We start from the raw sequence: 16,886 nt of genomic DNA on the forward strand, positions 1-16,886 counted from the left end.
GGTCTCACTCGCTGCGCCGGCCGAGGCCCGCGCTCTTCTTGACGATAAACAACATAAGCAAAGTGGCGACCAGCAGCACCACACCCAGCGACGACGCAGCGCCCCAGTTGGCGTACATCGACACGTCGCTCTCGATCCGCATCGAAATCATCTGCACCTTGCCACCGCCCAACAAGGCCGGGGTGACGTAGAACCCGAGGGTGATCACGAACACCAGCGTGGCACCGGCGGCCAGGCCCGGCAGCGACAGCGGAAGAAAGACATCGCGAAAGGCACGCGAGGGCGATGCACCGAAAGCCGCCGCCGCCTGGTTGTAGATCGGGTCGATGCTCTTCATCGACGCGAACAGCGGCAAGATCATGAACGGCAGCATGATGTGCACCATGCCAACCACCGTACCCGTCAGGTTATGCACCAGCGACAAGGGAACGTCAGTGAGGCCCAGGCTCATCAGCAGGTCATTGGCCATGCCGCGACGTTGCAGGATGATCAGCCAGGCGTAGGTCCTGACCAGCAGCGAGGTCCACAGCGACACCAGCAGCAGCCCCATCGCCAGGTTGGCCAGCCAGCGCGGCCCCTTGATCATGAAGTACGCATAGGGGTAACCGATCAGCACGCAGGCGACCGTGACGATGATGCTGATCTTGAAGGTCTGCACAAACGTCAGCACATAGATCGGTTCCAGCAGACGGGTGTAGTTCTCCACCGTCAGTTGGCCATTGGCATCGAAAAGCGACAGCCAGAACAACCACCCGATCGGCAGCACGAACGTCAGCAGGACCAGCAGCAGCGCCGGCAGGCCTGAACCGAACAGGTACCAGCGGTTGCGCCGTTCGGCCTTGAGCAGTTCGCGAGCATTGCGTGCGCCCGGCTCGGTCCGGTTCATTGCTCGTCTCCCACCACCAGTGTGTCTTGCAGGTGCAGCCCCAGCACCACGGCTTCGCCACGTGTCGGCAGACGGTCGCTGGCGGAGCTGCGGGTTGGCCGGCGAATGGCCACGGCCATGCCCTCACCCAGGTCGATCTGCACCAGTTGGCTTTCGCCCTGGAAAATGACATCGGTGACATGACCGTGCAACAGGTTGCAATCGCTGGCATCGGCCGTCACGAACTGCAGTTTTTCCGGACGCACCACCAGGCTCGGGTTTTTCAACCCGGCGGTGGCGCTGGAAGCGCGCAACGGGCGCCCCTGAAACTGCACCTGGCCATCCTGCAGCGTGACAGGCAGGCACGAAGACTCGCCGACGAACTCGGCGACAAACCGGTTCGACGGGCGCTCGTAAAGATTGATCGGCGTGTCGACCTGGCGAATCCGCCCCTTGCTCATCACCGCGATGCGGTCCGACATGGTCAGGGCTTCACGCTGATCATGGGTCACGTAGACCACGGTCATCCCCAGGCGCTCGTGCAGGCGGCGCAGTTCCAGCTGCATGGTTTCGCGCAAGCGCTTGTCGAGGGCCGACAGTGGCTCATCCATCAGCAGGATCTTGGGTTCGAACACGATGGCGCGGGCCAGGGCGATACGTTGACGCTGGCCACCGGACATTTCGGTGATGCCGCGCTCGATCAGGTGATCCAGCTCCACGGTGGCCAGCGCCTGTTCGACCCGCTGGCGAATGTCGGCACGGCTGTAGCCGCGCAGCTTCAGCGGATAGGCCACGTTCTGGAACACGTTCATGTGGGGGAACAGCGCATAGCTCTGGAACATCATGCCGACGTCGCGCTTGTGCGGAGGCTCGAAGATCATCTCGCGGCCGCCAAAGCGAATACTGCCGGCATCGGGGCGAACGAACCCGGCCAACGCCATCAACAGCGTGGTCTTGCCAGAGCCGGAGGAGCCGAGCAAGGACAGGAACTCGCCGCTTTTGATCGACAGCGAGACATCATCCAGCGCAGCAAAGTTATCGTAGGTCTTGGTCAGGTTTTCGATGTCGATGGACATCGAAAGTTTAGGGTCTTCGGACATGCTCACACTCGGCACAAATCGGACGCTTCGCGTCCTTTTTATCGTAGATCGGGCGCCATGGGCGCCCCACCCCACTCACAACTTGCTCGCAACGGATCAGTTGGCCAGGAACAAGGCGAATCGCTGGCGAACGGCTTCCTGATTCTTGACCCACCATTCAGGCGACACCGCGACCACCTTGTCGATGTTCTGCGGTGACGTCGGCAGGCGCGCAGCCAGTTGCTCGGTAATGATCGGCAGCTCGTAGGCTTTGGCGTTCACTGGCGAGTACGGAATCAGCGTGGCCAGTGCCGCCTGGCTTTCAGGCTTCATGATCTGGGCAATCAACTTCATCGCCAGCGCCTTGTTCGGCGCCCCCTTGGGAACGATCAAGCAATCGTGGCTCAACAGCGCTCCGTCGAAGCTGTAGTCGACTGGCTCGCCACTGGCCTTGACCTCACTGACCCGGCCGTTCCAGATCGCCAGGAAGTCCACTTCACGACTGCGCAGCAACTGGGCCGAGTCGGCACCGGCGCTCCACCAGTTGACCACCTGAGGCTTGATGCGCGTCAGCACCTTGATTGCGCGCTCGACATCCAGCGGATACAGGTCCTTGGGCGCCACACCGTCACCCAACAAGGCCGCTTCCATGGTTAACCAGGGCTGGCGGTACAGTGCTCGCGCGCCCTTGACCTGCGGGTCGAAGAACTGCTGCCAGTTCTTCGCCACGGGGGCTCCGCTGTCTTCAGCCCAAGCCACCACGGTGGCGTAGGCGTGACTGGCGATCCAGTGGCTGCTGACCACATTCTTGTCGACATGCGTGGCATCGATCACCGAGTAGTCCAGTGGCTCGACCAGCCCTTCTTGCTGGGCCTGGGCGCACTCGGTACTGCCCAGTTCCACCACATCCCACTTCGGCTTGCCCGACATCACTTGTGCACGAACGGCGGCCAGGCCGTCCATGTTGTCTTCCTTGATGGTGACACCCAGCGCCTTCGCGGCGGGCTCGAGATACGCCTTGCGTTCGGCGTCCTGCAAGGCTCCGCCCCAACCGGAGAAGGTCAGGCTGTCCGCCAGCACCGAGGCGCTGGCACCCATGGCCAGTACCGCTGCAACGGCACCCTGCAGCAGGTTTTTCTTGATGAAATTCATAGGGACGTCCTTATCAATTCTGGATGAACAGGTCGAATCGACGCTGGACTTCAGCCTGGTGCGCCTGCCACCAGACCGGGTCGAAGAATACAACCTTGTCGATGTTCGCCGGCGCCGTCGGCAACGTGGCAGCCATCGCGGCGGGAATGATACCGGTATCGTAGGCCTTGACGTTGATGGGCGGATTCGGGATCAGGGTCACCAGGGTCGCCTGGCTGTGAGGCTTCATGATTTCAGCCACCAGTTTCATCGCCAACTCCTTGTTCGGTGCACCTTTTGGCACGACCACACAGTCGTAGTCGACCAGGGCATGGTCGTAGGTGTAGTCGACGGCATCACCGGACTGCTTCAGCTCATCAACCCGGGACGCCCAGATCGCCAGCGCGTCCACTTCACGGCTGCGCAGCAACTGTGCCGAGTCGGTGCCGCTGCGCCACCAGTTGACCACTTGCGGCTTGATGCGCTCCAACACCTTGAAGGCACGATCGACGTCCAGCGGGTACAGCGCCTTGGGCGATACGCCATCGGCAATCAATGCCAGTTCGAGCGTGGTGTAGGGCTGCCGGTACATGGAGCGCGAGGCTTTCACTTCGGGATCAAAGAAGGCTTTCCAGGTTTTCGGCGTGGTCTCGCCGGCATCCTTCGCCCAGGCCAGCACGGTGGAATAGGCATTGCTGGCAATCCAGTTCTTGCCGTAGAAATTCGCCGCCACGCCCTCGGTACTGATCACCGAGTAATCCAGCGGCTCGGTCAGCCCCTGCTCCTGCGCCATCACGCAATCGTTGGAGGCCAGTTCGACCACGTCCCACTTCGGCTTGCCCGACATCACTTGGGCGCGCACCGCCGCCAGGCCATCCATGTTGTCTTCCTGAATCTTGATCCCCAACGCAGCTTCCGCAGGCTTGAGATAGGCCTTGCGTTCAGCATCCTGCAATGCCCCTCCCCAGCCGGCAAAGGTCACCGTACCCGCCGCCTGCACCTGGGCAACGGAACACAAGGACATGGCAAACACCAGGCCCGCTATTCGTTTATTGATTGATCGCATTTTCAACTCCTGAGCTTATTGTAATTAGACAGTTGAATCGAACGCCGGGCGTTGCTGCCCACTGGGTTGTTGTTATATCGGGAGACGTTGTTCGTCATCCTCTCTTGCCGCTTTTTACCACCCGGTCCTTGCCCCCACGCGGGTGCTCGACCGCTCTACCGCTTGCCATCCCTCGTGTATCGGGTTACTGCGCATCCTTGAAGCGATACCAGGCGTAGGCCATCCGCTGCCCCACGCGCAGGAACGGTTGAAACGGAAAACGCTTGGGACACTGGTGCAGAAAACCGATAGAAGTGGGCTGTGAATCACCGGCCACCATTTGCGCCAGGCGCTTGCCAGCCTGCACGGAAAACGACACGCCGCTACCGGCATAACCGCCGCCGGAAAACACATTGTCCAGGCCCGGGACCTTGCAAATGAACGGCAAGGAATTTTCACTCACCGCGACCCAGCCGCCCCAGTTGTAATCCACCGCAATGCCCTGCAAGGCTGGAAACTTGCGACACAGTGCGTCGTGCAGGTTTTGTCGGTGCTGGGGGTTTTCCGCGTCGCGACCGGTGATGGCGCTGCGCCCGCCAAACAGAATGCGGTCGTCGGGCAAGCGGCGGTAATACGAGAGCAGGTTGCGGGTATCGAACATGCATTCGCTGCCGACAAGGCTCTGTCGTTTCTCTTCGGCACTCAAAGGCCGCGTCACGATGATTTGCGAGTGGACCGGGAGCACCCGTCCGGCTGTGGCCTTGTTCAGCGCCCCGGAGGTATAGCCATTGGTGGCGACCACCACCCGGTGAGCCGTCACCACCCCGCCCGGGGTGACCAGGCGATGACGGCCCTTGTCGCTGTGCCAGTCGGTCACGGGCGAACCCACATGCACCTTGACCCCGGCTGCCCGGACCATGCGGTGGATCCCCCAGGCCAGCTTCAGTGGATGCATCGAAAAACCGTCGGGCATGTACAGCGCACCGAATGACTCCGCACCGCCATGCACGGCATGGGCTTGCGCGTCACTGACGAACTTCGCGCCGTAGTTCAATACATCGTTATAGAGGCCCACCTCACGCTTGAGCCCGTCGACATGACTGGCGTGGCTGGCGACCTTGTAAACACCATCGGGCTGCACGTCGCAATCGATCTGGCCTTCGCGAATCAACCCGCGCACGGTGTTCAGCCCCGCCGACATTTCATCGAAATAGGCTTTTGCCTCTGTGGCGCCATAGCGCTGGATCAGCTCCGCCAGCGGAACGCGACCACCGGAGATACGGGCAAAGCTGCCGTTGCGACCACTGCAACCCCAGGCGACCTGGTTCGCTTCCAGAACCACTGCGCGAACGCCGTGCTCACGGGCCAGGTGCAAGGCACAGCTCAGTCCCGTATAGCCGGCACCAATGATCGCCACCTCGACATCCATGTCCCTGCTGACCGGACCGTCATCCTGAGGCGCGATACCTGCGGTATCCACCCAATAGGAAGCGGTATGTGGCGTTCCGACGCCTGGATGAGGATTGACCAGAGGATCGTACAATTTAATCTCCGTATCGCTGTGCGATTTACAAATATCACTTAAATGAAATATTCATACAGTTATTGATTCATGTCAATATAATATCTCACTCAACAGATCGATTTTAGAATTCTCAGAGATTGGGAGTGAGGAAGAAGGTACTGGTGTGCGGGGTCGGTGCCAAAAATGAAGCGGCGAATGGAAGAAATTGAGCATCAACCGTTACCTGACGGCACTCGATGCTGCTGATCGGCAAGAACCCAATAGCTTCCCTGTCCAGCGCCGTGTTGCTGGAAGAGAAAATCGCCAAAGAAAATTCAAATAAAGCAGCTTTAAGCGATTGAAATCCAAGTCGACGAACCGCCGGGTAAACAGGTCTCACTGACCGACCCAGACACCAACTTCATGATGACGCGTGGCACGGGAATCATTGGCTATGAAGCAGACAGCGGTCGATACTCAGCACTATTTGATCATTGCGCAGGAGGGTGACCAATGTGGGTTCCGGGCGCTCAACTCAGCTCAATAACCTAGCTGGCCCGCGAGGCGATAGCGTCAGATACGTTGTCGGTGGTAGCTAAACGAGTCGCCTTCAAAAACGAACAAATCCAGACTTGTCACGATGTGTCCCCAAGCCGATGACCTCTGAAGCCAAGGCTGAGGGGGCTTTCAATAACCATGCCTCATCTATGATGCGGCAAAAAACGATTACATTTGCCCGACTGTAGGCGCCGATGTCGAATTGACCCACGTACTGACAAAAGACTGCCCCACCACCAGTCGGCACAAAACCAGCACAGGCAATGGTTCGCGAAAGAATCAGGTTGGATCAGTGATATCTCGCCACTGGTTCAATTTGGCCTCGGCGCCAACAGGCTATGACGCGGGACGCGCAGAAACGTCCCTCAGAGAAGGAAATGCTGATCTGGTGTCCTTTGGCACTGCGTTCCTGGCCAACCCGGATCTGGTAGAGCGATTCGAACAGGGTGTCGCATTGAATGACGCAGACCCCACTACCTTCTACCAGGGTGAGGAGCGCGGTTACACGGATTACCCGACCATGGCCCAGATCCGATAACGATGTAGTGCTGAGGTAAGCGCAGTCGCCGCCGGCTGCCACTCGCAGATTAATCGGGCCGTAGGTAGCAATGCTGAGCCGGAGTAGGAGTCTGCACCCTCTCCGGTAATCACCTGCAAATCTGCGGCAAACCTGTCTTGACAAACAAACTGTGATCACATATCACTTAATGAGGTTTTCTTGTCTACGCACGCCGTAGCCACGAAAGAACTCATGAACAAAAATAAGACAGGACGCATTAGCTATGAACGTGATGAAGCGGCTGACACCCTATACCGGATTGAGAGTTTTGATTTCCGGTGGGGCAGCAGGCATCGGCGAATCGATCGCGGCTGCATATCTCGAAATTGGGGCAAGAGTCCATGTATGTGATGTAAGTGAGCAGGCGATTGCACAATTTCGTGATCGCTATCCAGAGGCTTTGGCCACATTGGCTGACGTCTCCGACTCTGCTCAAATTAAGCGAGTCTTCGAGATACAACAGGAGTGGGTGGATGGGCTCGATGTACTGATCAACAATGCAGGCATCGCAGGGCCAACGGGCGGAATCGACAAGATTACCGATGCCGAATGGGAACAGACAATAGACATCAATCTCAATGCGCAGTATCGCTTCGCTCATCATGCTGTCCCCCTCCTAACGAAGTCAGAACACGCACACATCATTCATATTTCATCGGTCGCGGGGCGCTTAGGCTATGCCTGGCGGACTCCATACGCCGCGACCAAGTGGGCCATCGTTGGTCTTATGAAGTCATTGGCAGCCGAGTTGGGCGAAAAAGACATTCGAGTCAACGCACTGCTGCCAGGCATCGTCGAGGGCCCGCGCCAGGATCGCGTCATCAGTGATCGCGCCGAACAGTTAGGCATTTCAGAGCCGGAGATGCGCCAACAAACATTGAAGAAAATATCATTGCGCCGGATGACTCCACCCGAAGACGTGGCAGCAATGGCCTTATTTCTATGCTCTCCTGCTGCTAACAATGTGACAGGACAAGCGATCAGCATCGACGGCAATGTCGAGTATCTTTGATTAGTCAGACCTACACGTCTCGCCACCGACCTTGGTAGCGAGACGCTATTGTGCGTGTTCTAGAGAGCTCGTTTCTCCCGGATTCCGTCACTTTCTTTACCGGCACATCCGTGATCACAGTTGTCTCATTTTCCTATGCTGGCTGATCGAACCTGCCTATAATTCTCGCCATGAACCTATCCACACTCGTAACGCCCATGATCCGCCAGACTCTCAGTGCGGACGTTTATGCCCAGCTGCGTGATCTGCTGATAAGCGGACGCGTTATGCCTGGGGAAAAGCTCTCGCTCAGATCTATAGCGGATGCTCTTGGTGTTAGCGTCATGCCAGTGCGAGAGGCTGTTCACAGGTTGGTCGCCGAGCAAGCGCTCGAAATGGCGGCTAATCGATATATTCGCGTTCCTGTACTGACAGTCAGCCAATTCCGGGAAATCACCAGTATCCGGTTGAATCTGGAGGGGCAAGCTGCAGCTCGTGCTGCGGAACTTGTTGATTCGCAGGCGCTGGCTGAGATTGAAAAGATACACGAGGCATTTTGCGCAGAGTTTGCAAAAGGCGCTCCCGATGAGTCACGGCTGATTACGCTGAACAAAGAATTGCATTTCGCAATTTATAATCAGGCGGACATGCCCATCCTGCTTCAGATAGTTGAGTCCCTGTGGCTGAGAATAGGGCCTATCATCAACTATGACCTACGATCTGGCACTGAGCGTGTGGTTCAGCGAGTGCAAGCCAGTCATCACGCAGCGATGGTTGATGCTTTAAAGAAGGGTGACTCCGTTGCCGCCTGTGAATCACTGCAAGATGACATCAAAAGTGCTGCCGAGTTTATCCTGAATACTGGGGCGCTGATCGTTGCCGATGCGCACAAGCCTTTAGAAGTTGATTAACCTCATCAACAAGGCTTGAAAAAAAGGCGCCCTGATATCAGGACGCCTTTTTTGTTCGCTCATTACATCTGAGCGCCGATCATCCAAGGAACTGTTTCTTCATTGCCGACGCCCAACGCCTCGCTTTTAGATTTTTCCCCAGAAGCCACTCGTATGAGCATGTCGAAAATCTCTTTACCCTTCGATTCAAGGGTGGCATCGCCATCCATGACATCCCCGCAGTTGATGTCCATATCATCCTTCATGCGAGTGTACATTTTGGTATTCGTCGCAAGCTTGATCGAAGGAGCAGGTTTGGCGCCAAAGCACGAGCCGCGTCCGGTGGTGAACGCAACGAGGTTTGCGCCGCTGGCGATTTGGCCAGTGGCTCCCATCGGGTCGTAGCCAGGTGCATCCATAAACACCAAGCCTCGGGCCGTGATTGGCTCGGCGTAACGGTACACCCCCATGAGTGCGGAGGAGCCGCTTTTGGCAACTGCGCCTAAAGACTTTTCAAGAATGGTCGTCAGGCCGCCAGCCTTGTTGCCAGGTGTGGGGTTGTTATCGATGCTGCCTTTTTCGCGGTCTGCGTAACTTTCCCACCATTTGATAAGGTCGACGATACCTTGGCCAACCTCACGGGTTGCCGCGCGACGAGTCAGCAGGTGTTCAGCGCCGTAGATCTCCGGCGTTTCGCTAAGGATGGCAGTTCCACCTTGCGCTACGAGCATATCGACAGCCACACCGAGGGCGGGGTTGGCCGTGATGCCCGAGTATCCGTCTGAACCGCCGCACTGGAGCGCCACGGTCAGGTGCCGCGCCGAGACCGGCTCGCGTCGGCACTCGTTGGCAACCGGCAGCATCGATTCCACGGCGGCAATGGCGGCATCCGCTGCGTTGCGGGTTCCGCCAACGTCTTGGATGACCACGGGAGCGATAAGCTTGCCGGTCTCGATGCCCTGGGCCATGAACAGCGCCCCCATCTGATTGGCTTCACAGCCAAGGCCGATGACGACCACGCCAGCGAAGTTGGCGTGCTTGATGAAACCGCCTAGCGTGCGCCGCAGTTGGTTCACTCCCTCGCCATTGTGCTCTATGCAGCAACCGAAGCTGTGGGTGATCGGCACCACACCGTCCACGTTTGGGTAAGCATCCAGCACACCGTTTCGCGAGAAGTGTTCAACCACCATTTTGGTAACAGTGGAGGAGCAGTTCACAGTGCTCACTACACCAATGTAGTTTCGAGTTGCTACTCGCCCGTCAGCGCGGACGAAACCTTGGAATGTCACAGGAGAGGCTGCAGGCGACGCGACTTTGGCATCCTCGCCGAACGCGTAGTCTCGCTCGAACGTCGCCATTTCCAGATTGTGCGTATGCACGTAATCGCCCGGCTCAATGGGTTTAGTAGCAAAGCCAATGATCTGGCCATAACGCAGAACAGGATCACCTGGGTTTACGTGTGCAAGGGCGATTTTGTGCGCTGCGGGCACATCGGCGAGCACCACGATATTACCGAACTCCGTAACCACGGTTCCTTGAGGTATCGAAGCGCGTGCGATTGCAACATTATCGTCGGGATGTAGTTTAAGTACCAGGGATGTACTCTTCATTTTGTCCTCGCATTATCAGTAATACACGGCGCAGCCTGGGGCAATACAATGTTGTCCCGCGTTTTTGTAGTAATCGTTTCTTGTGCCTGACGTAGTTTCAAACTCAGGAATGCCGCGAGCGTTAATAGAGCCGCTACAATAATGAGTCCATTCTTCGTGCTCCCAGTAGTTTGTTCAACTAAGCCCAGAAGTGAAGGGCCGAAGAAACCGCCAGTAATACCAAAGGTATTCACTAACGCCAGACCCGCCGCCATACCTGCTCCCGCCAGTCTTGAACTGGCAAAGAGGAATATCACTGGCTGAACAACGAAAAACATCGATGCCGTAAGAGTGAATCCTATTAGAGCTATCAGTGGAGTGGTAAAGGCCGCGAGGGTCAATCCAGCCGACATCAGGAGCAGCCCACCGAACATTATTTTGCGTGAAATTTTCGGAGTAGTTGCATACTTTGGAAGAAACGCTGCCCCGAGTGCTGCTGCGATCCATGGGATTGAGTTTAACAATCCTATTTGTAACGATGACAAGCCTCCATACGTGCCAATGATGCCCGGCAAGAAGAAAATTACCGAATACACACTCACTTGGTGGAGGAAGTACACCGCGATCGCAAGCCAAATCTGAGGGATTTTAAGAACGCCCTTAAAAGAATGACCTACATTACCGGAGGCGATTTCTTCATCATGTTCTTTCTTCAGAACTTGCTCTACTTCAGTGACTTGTTCCTTTGACAGCCAACTTGCCGTAGATGGGCCGTCCGGAAGCTTTCGCCAAATCACGACGGAGAATAGAACAGCTGGAATCCCCTCCAAGAAGAAAAGCCACTGCCAGCCGTGCCAACCCCAGATTCCATCCATCTCTAACAGCAGCCCGCCAACCGGCCCGCTGATGATATTCGCGAGACAGACCCCGATTAGAAAATAGCCACTGGCTCGTGCCCTTTGCTCACGACCAAACCAATAGGTTAGATAGAGCATTACACCTGGGAACAATCCGGCTTCAGCTGCGCCCAGTAGCGCGCGGGCAATGTAAAACGTAGTCTCATCGGTAATGAAGGCCATACCGGCAGACAACAACCCCCAGGTGATCATGATCCTGGTGATCCAGAGTCGAGCACCTACCCGGTGCATGATCAGGTTACTGGGTACCTCCATGAGTGCATAGGTAAGGAAGAAGAGCCCTGCACCAAAACCGTAGGCGGCAGCGGAAATACCCAAGTCTACTGCCATGTGTGTTTTGGCAAGTGAAATGTTAGTTCTGTCTAGAAAGCTTATAACGTAAGCAAAGATTAACATCGGCATTAGTTTGCGAAACATTAAAGCGTTCAGCGACTGTCCCTTTTGTATTTTTGTATGGGTCGTAGCTAACATGGTTCATTTTCTCCTCATGAGGATAAGTTGCTAAGGCGCGAGTGTTGTGCCGCGCCCTTTAGTAATCAAAATATCCTCTAGATAGGCTTTACGGGGATGAATACCCGCGTTCAGAAATTGACGTTATCGCCACCTTTGAGCTTCAGGATTTCCCTCGCGTCAGCAGGTGTCGCCACTTCAAGTGAAAGCCCTTCAAGAATTTTGCGCATACGCGAGACTTGATCGGCGTTGCTTTTTGCCAATTGGCCCGGCCCGTCCCAAAGCGAGTCTTCAAGACCCACACGCACGTGTCCTCCAAGCGTGGCTGATTGAGCACCAATGCTCATCTGCTGCTTTCCTGCTGGAAGAACCGACCACTGATAGTCATCTCCGAAAAGACGATCAGCTGTGCGACGCATATGCAGGACGTCCTCAGGGTGACCGCCGATACCGCCCAAAATGCCGAAAACCGATTGGATCAAAAATGGGGGTTTGATGAGGCCGCGATCAATAAAATGTGCAGCGGTGTAGAGATGCCCAATGTCATAGCATTCGATTTCAAAACGGGTACCGTTCTCACTGCATGACTCGAGGATGTGGGCTATGTCGGTAAATGTGTTTTTGAAAATGCGGTCATGGCTGCCGGCGAGGTATGGTTCCTCCCAAGCGTGTTTGAACTCCTTAAACCGATTGAGCATTGGGTAAAGACCCATGTTCATCGTGCCCATGTTCAGTGAGGCCACTTCCGGTTTGAACTGATGTGCTGGACGAAGTCGATCTTCAAGCGACATTGTCGGTGCGCCACCTGTAGTCAGGTTGATCACCACATCGCTAACCTCTTTGATAGCCGGCAGAAACTGCTTAAACAGTTCCGGATCCTGAGAGGGGCTGCCATCAATTGGGTTACGAGCATGTAGGTGAACAATAGAGGCGCCAGCCTCAGCTGCCCCAATCGCCGCTTCAGCAATTTGACCTGGTGTTACCGGCAGGTAACGGGACATGGAAGGTGTATGAATTGCGCCGGTGACCGCGCAAGTGATGATGACTTTACGAGCCATGGTGACCTCCTGGTTACTTTTATTTTGGTGTTCAGGATGAAGTGATGCCGTCAGGAATTTGGTGCTTGACGCTTGTGCGCAGCGAGAGCCATAAGGCGGCGGTCACGCCAAGCGGATCGCAATGCAATGCCTTCAAGTTCAAGTTTTTGGCGGCGCTCGTCATGTACTCGGGCGACTGCTGATTCCGACCAGTCAAAAGCATCTTCGGAATTGATCGTTTCGCGATTTTGCTGACCGTAGCGTTTGGCATAGTCAGATACGCCGGCAGGGGCGTTGAGATCGATAGTTTCGAAGGGGCCCATAAATGACCAGCGGAGGGCGAGTCCATCTTTGAGCACCCGATCAATATCCTCCGAGCTGGCAAAGCCTTCCTCATGCAATTTGAAGCATTCGTTGAGGACTGCTGCTTGGACTCGGTTCAACAAGAAGCCGTGGATCTCTCGGGATAGAACGACAGGGCTCTGCCCTGCTGCGGTATAGATCTCATGCGCTCGAATCATCACTTCAGATTCTGTCCACGGCGCAGGGCAAAGCTCCACAAGAGGAACTAAGTAAGGTGGGTTGGTAGGGTGTGCAACTACGCAGCGCCCCCGACCTGGTAGATCTTTAGTGAACTCGGAGGCCGGTAACCATGAAGTTGAACTGGCAAGAATCGCGTCCTTGGGCGCCAACGCATCCATTCGACTGAAGATATCGATTTTCGCCTCTACCGTTTCCCGAACGTTTTCCTGTACGAGCACTACATCACGTAGCGCATCAGCCAAGTCGGGAACGCAAGTAATGCGTGTCAGTACGGTGAGGGGGGCGTCATTAAGAAGATCGAATTCTGCGAGCTCATTAAGCCTCGCTTCGATGTAGGCATGGCTGTTCTGCATTGTCTGCAGATCCATATCGTGTAAACGCACCGGATGTCCTGCCCGAGCAAAAACAATCGCCCAAGCTCTCCCAATCAGGCCCGCGCCAACGATTGCAATGGGGCCACGCTCTGTCGCAGATGGAGTTGTACTTCGCATGATGTTCTCCAAATTTTGTATTTATGTTTAGGAGTAATCGTTTGAGCGGTTGGTGAACAATGCTGACGCTCAGATGTTCGCTCTGAGACAGATGCTATCCACTGTGATCACAGATCACAAGGAAATAATTCTGATTGTCTGACGATCGGCTATGGAAGGGATTCGCGGGTCGAGATAGCTCCCGCAACGGCCTGAGCCTCAGTGGGTCGGCGCGCTTCAGGTTTTTGTGCGGGAATAGAAAAAGTTTTTTTCGGGATTGAACCTTCGCGTTAAATAAACGCAGAAAAGCCCGCCTGACGAGCGGGCTCCTCAATCAGATCTTTCAGCCTGCGTGGCCGTGACCCGCTTCACGAAGGAAAGCGCGTACCGTGTCACAGAACTCCAATGGGTTTTCAGTCATTGGATAGTGGCCAGTACCTGCGAGCACGGCGATCTTACTGCCAGGAATTCGAGATGCCGTTTCCTCAACCTTCTCTTGGTACACCAACCAATCGGCGTCACCGCGCAGAAGTAAAACAGGCGCTTTGATCTTTCCAACTTGTTGCCGCTGATCAAAGTTCGCATAGCCTGTCAGGTCACCTTTCATCACCTGCGGCGTGGTTCGCGAGATCTGCCACACCACCTCCCTCGCACGATCTGGTGGAGTGCGATTGCCCGTCATCGAACGAGACCAGGCACCGATGATCTCTGGCCCATTCATGAGCAACATATCGAGGAAGAACTCGGAAACCGTCGGGGTAAAATCTGCCCCTTCAGCTGAAATGATCGCGCTGTACGCATCGGGCCGACGCGCCCCCAATTCCAGCACCAGATTGCCACCCATAGAGCATCCCATGATGGCGGGTTTCTCAAGTCCCAAGGCCTCCATAAGGTGCTCATTGAACTCCGCATGGCGAGTGAGGCTGTGAAATGGGCCTGATTCGGGTAGCTCTGATTTGCTGTGCCCGGGGGCGTCAATTGCGATGACGCGGAACTCATCTGAGAGACCGTCCAGTACGTGCCTGTACATCAGAGAATCTTGTGATGCTGCGTGGAAGCAAACGAGTGGACGCCCCTCCCCTGCTTCTTCGTAGTAAACGCGAATTCCATCCACGGTGATGTACCGTCCTACCGTCTCTTTCCCCGACGGCTTAGGCCCGGGAGAGTACGAGACTGGTGGGTTATTATTGGCTTTCCCTACACGCTTCATTGCGTCGAACGCGCGGGCCATCACATCTACGTACTGCCATGCAGCAACCACGTTGCCCTCAAGCTCAAGTTTTCCCAATCCAGGGGACAACGCTTCAAACCAGTCGATCTTTCCGTCAAGAACGCGCTGCCACTCATCATCAGCACCAGACACGATGATGTCAGCGCCCAACGGGCTTCCTTCCGGGTAAACCGCAACGACTTTACCGGCGAGAACCGCAAGCGTTGAAAAACCTGTGCTGTGCTTGAATTGAATGCGCCCATCAAAATAGCGAGCAGCGGCAGTCCAATCAGCATCACCGTTTAACTCGTCGGCGAATTGGCTCAACCATTTGGCATCATTAATAAGGGTCATGACTTTCTCCTAGCTTTAGCTATCCCCAAGGGGATTTTCTTGTAAGTGCAGGTACGATCGGTTCGTTACAAACCCATGTTGCAAGAGGACTTCGATACCAGCGCCTTGTCGTACTTAAGGAACCAGCCGGTGGTTTCACGGGTGAAGAAAATGGTGATGATGGCCGCCAGTACCATGAGGCCGGAGATAAAGTAGAGCGCGTAGTTGTAGCCCGCAGCCTGCTCAAAGCCACCACCTGCGCCGATGAACATCCCGATCACGAATGGCCCAAAGCCACCGGCGTAAATACCGACGTTGACGATTGAGCCCGCCAGGCCAGTCGTGCCTTGCTTCGCAGAGTCAAACGCAATGGCATACAGCAACGTGTAGGGCGCGTTCATCGCGAATCCAGCAAACAACTGAATCGCGATAAGCCAAGTCAGGCTGACGGATGAGTATTTAAAGAGGTACATGCCCACCGCAAGCCACGCGAAAACAAGCACTAGGCAAAGTTTTCGGCCTGCACGGTCTGAAATCCATCCCCAAACGATCTGGCCGATACCACCGGTGATCGTGAAGAGCACCGAGTAAGCAGCCGCCTCTGCGAAGTTGTAATGGGCAACAAAGGCCAGGTACTGAGGTAGCCAGAAGCTGATGCCGAAGTAGCCAACGATTGCGAACATCGAGATCAGAGCGATAGCGGAGATGTTCGGATTTTTCATTGCCGACTTGAACGCACCTTTGGGCACCTCCACCACACCCTGTACCGCTTCCATTGATGGAGGGGTCTCACCCACGGCTTGAGCGTGTTCAACAAAGGACTCGTAACGCTTCTTCGTACTGAACCACCAGTAGACAGAAAAGATGATGATCATCGGTACAGGGAACAGCAGGAATGCCAAGCGCCAATTTTCCGGGCCGTAAGCGTGGAGTAGAGCACTGATCGCCAAGCCACCGATCAATGTGCCCCAAGGGTATCCGGTGTGATGAACTCCTAGGGCGAAACCACGGCGCTCCTTCGACCACCACTCAGACAAGGAAGTGACTTCGATGGCTTCGCCAGCACCGCCAAATGCGTGAGACATCACTTGCAGCGCGACAAGCACTCCAAGCGAGCCAGTCAAGAAATTGAGGCCGGTCAGAAAGGTGAATAGCGTGTAAGCAATCACGATTGGCAGATGGCGGTATTTACGCATCCATCCCTGACCGCCTTTATCAGCCCAAATCATGCAAGGCACGGCTATCAAAGATGTAGCGATCGTGATGAACGCGGCAAGCAGTCCAGTCAGCTCAGCGCTTGTCTTGAACTCGCTGGTGATGGAGGGCAATACCATAAAGAACATCTGGCGGGAGTTGGCATCCATGGCATACACGAGCCACAAAAGAGCCATCGCGCCCCACGAGGCTGCACCTGCTCCTTTTGGCACACGATTGACCGCAGGTAATGCTTCGATTTTGTCTTGAGCAAATCCCATGGGGATATCTCCGGGTATTTATTTTTATTCTCCGGCTGAGGATCGGTGGTTTGCACACATACGCCTCAACATCCGAGATGATCCAGCACTTGTCGTACTGTTCACCATGGACAGAGGTTATGGCTCAATTTCAGGGCTGAATATAGCTGGCAAAGCACACCTGCTGTGACCGCCAGGAACAGGTCAGTGGCACAAAATGAGAGAGGCGCCAGCGAAGCATTTGGCTAAGTAATTACTGGG

General features: G+C 55.6%; 14 protein-coding genes and 1 pseudogene. 4 read left to right on the plus strand and 11 right to left on the minus strand.

Annotation, left to right across the window (positions count from 1 at the left end):
• Positions 1 to 4: 4 nt before the first annotated feature.
• From KGB21_RS00185 to KGB21_RS00205, 5 genes are all read right to left on the minus strand, one after another.
• Positions 5 to 886, minus strand: a complete 882-nt coding sequence (locus tag KGB21_RS00185) for an ABC transporter permease (protein WP_027620524.1) — start codon at positions 884 to 886, stop codon at positions 5 to 7.
• Entirely contained in the window at positions 883 to 1,965 is a 1,083-nt protein-coding gene (locus KGB21_RS00190; RefSeq protein WP_060539954.1) for an ABC transporter ATP-binding protein, read from the minus strand. Before KGB21_RS00190 ends, KGB21_RS00185 begins: the two co-directional genes overlap by 4 nt.
• Positions 1,966 to 2,061: 96 nt before the next feature.
• Complete coding sequence (locus KGB21_RS00195) at positions 2,062 to 3,096, minus strand: ABC transporter substrate-binding protein (protein WP_223502971.1); 1,035 nt, start codon at positions 3,094 to 3,096, stop codon at positions 2,062 to 2,064.
• A gap of 13 nt (positions 3,097 to 3,109) precedes the next feature.
• Positions 3,110 to 4,141: an ABC transporter substrate-binding protein gene (locus tag KGB21_RS00200; protein ID WP_060539956.1), complete on the minus strand. Its 1,032-nt coding sequence runs from the start codon at positions 4,139 to 4,141 to the stop codon at positions 3,110 to 3,112.
• A 184-nt stretch (positions 4,142 to 4,325) separates the two neighbouring features.
• Positions 4,326 to 5,663, minus strand: a complete 1,338-nt coding sequence (locus KGB21_RS00205) for an NAD(P)/FAD-dependent oxidoreductase (RefSeq protein WP_223502972.1) — start codon at positions 5,661 to 5,663, stop codon at positions 4,326 to 4,328.
• Positions 5,664 to 5,825: 162 nt separating this feature from the next.
• Between KGB21_RS00205 and KGB21_RS00210 the strand changes: the two are divergent.
• The 4 genes and pseudogenes from KGB21_RS00210 to KGB21_RS00225 all read left to right on the plus strand — a co-directional run.
• Positions 5,826 to 6,363, plus strand: a pseudogene (locus KGB21_RS00210) (IS5/IS1182 family transposase); the annotation flags it as partial.
• 207 nt (positions 6,364 to 6,570) lie between these two features.
• Positions 6,571 to 6,720 (plus strand): hypothetical protein, encoded by a 150-nt coding sequence (locus tag KGB21_RS29425; protein ID WP_411741289.1) that lies wholly within the window; start codon positions 6,571 to 6,573, stop codon positions 6,718 to 6,720.
• Between the two features lie 244 nt (positions 6,721 to 6,964).
• Entirely contained in the window at positions 6,965 to 7,753 is a 789-nt protein-coding gene (locus KGB21_RS00220; protein ID WP_223502974.1) for an SDR family oxidoreductase, read from the plus strand.
• A gap of 197 nt (positions 7,754 to 7,950) precedes the next feature.
• A complete protein-coding gene (locus KGB21_RS00225) occupies positions 7,951 to 8,643 on the plus strand; it encodes a GntR family transcriptional regulator (RefSeq protein WP_223502977.1) in 693 nt (230 codons plus the stop codon).
• A gap of 62 nt (positions 8,644 to 8,705) precedes the next feature.
• Here KGB21_RS00225 and KGB21_RS00230 read toward each other — a convergent pair whose 3' ends face one another.
• The 6 genes from KGB21_RS00230 to KGB21_RS00255 all read right to left on the minus strand — a co-directional run bounded on the left by KGB21_RS00230 (position 8,706) and on the right by KGB21_RS00255 (position 16,646).
• A complete protein-coding gene (locus KGB21_RS00230) occupies positions 8,706 to 10,232 on the minus strand; it encodes a UxaA family hydrolase (protein WP_223502978.1) in 1,527 nt (508 codons plus the stop codon).
• Positions 10,229 to 11,599 (minus strand): MFS transporter, encoded by a 1,371-nt coding sequence (locus KGB21_RS00235; protein WP_223502980.1) that lies wholly within the window; start codon positions 11,597 to 11,599, stop codon positions 10,229 to 10,231. The genes KGB21_RS00230 and KGB21_RS00235 overlap by 4 nt, the downstream gene beginning before the upstream one ends.
• Positions 11,600 to 11,709: 110 nt before the next feature.
• Positions 11,710 to 12,636, minus strand: a complete 927-nt coding sequence (locus KGB21_RS00240; RefSeq protein ID WP_223502982.1) for a 3-keto-5-aminohexanoate cleavage protein — start codon at positions 12,634 to 12,636, stop codon at positions 11,710 to 11,712.
• Positions 12,637 to 12,686: 50 nt separating this feature from the next.
• Entirely contained in the window at positions 12,687 to 13,649 is a 963-nt protein-coding gene (locus tag KGB21_RS00245) for a 3-hydroxyacyl-CoA dehydrogenase (protein ID WP_223502984.1), read from the minus strand.
• Positions 13,650 to 13,971: 322 nt separating this feature from the next.
• On the minus strand, positions 13,972 to 15,192 hold the full coding sequence (locus KGB21_RS00250) for an alpha/beta fold hydrolase (RefSeq protein WP_223502986.1): 1,221 nt from the start codon (positions 15,190 to 15,192) through the stop codon (positions 13,972 to 13,974).
• Between the two features lie 65 nt (positions 15,193 to 15,257).
• Positions 15,258 to 16,646, minus strand: a complete 1,389-nt coding sequence (locus tag KGB21_RS00255) for an MFS transporter (RefSeq protein WP_223502988.1) — start codon at positions 16,644 to 16,646, stop codon at positions 15,258 to 15,260.
• Positions 16,647 to 16,886: the final 240 nt, after the last annotated feature.

Origin of the sequence: Pseudomonas sp. GL-RE-29, assembly GCF_019947275.1 — a bacterium.
GTDB lineage: Bacteria > Pseudomonadota > Gammaproteobacteria > Pseudomonadales > Pseudomonadaceae > Aquipseudomonas > Aquipseudomonas fluorescens_A.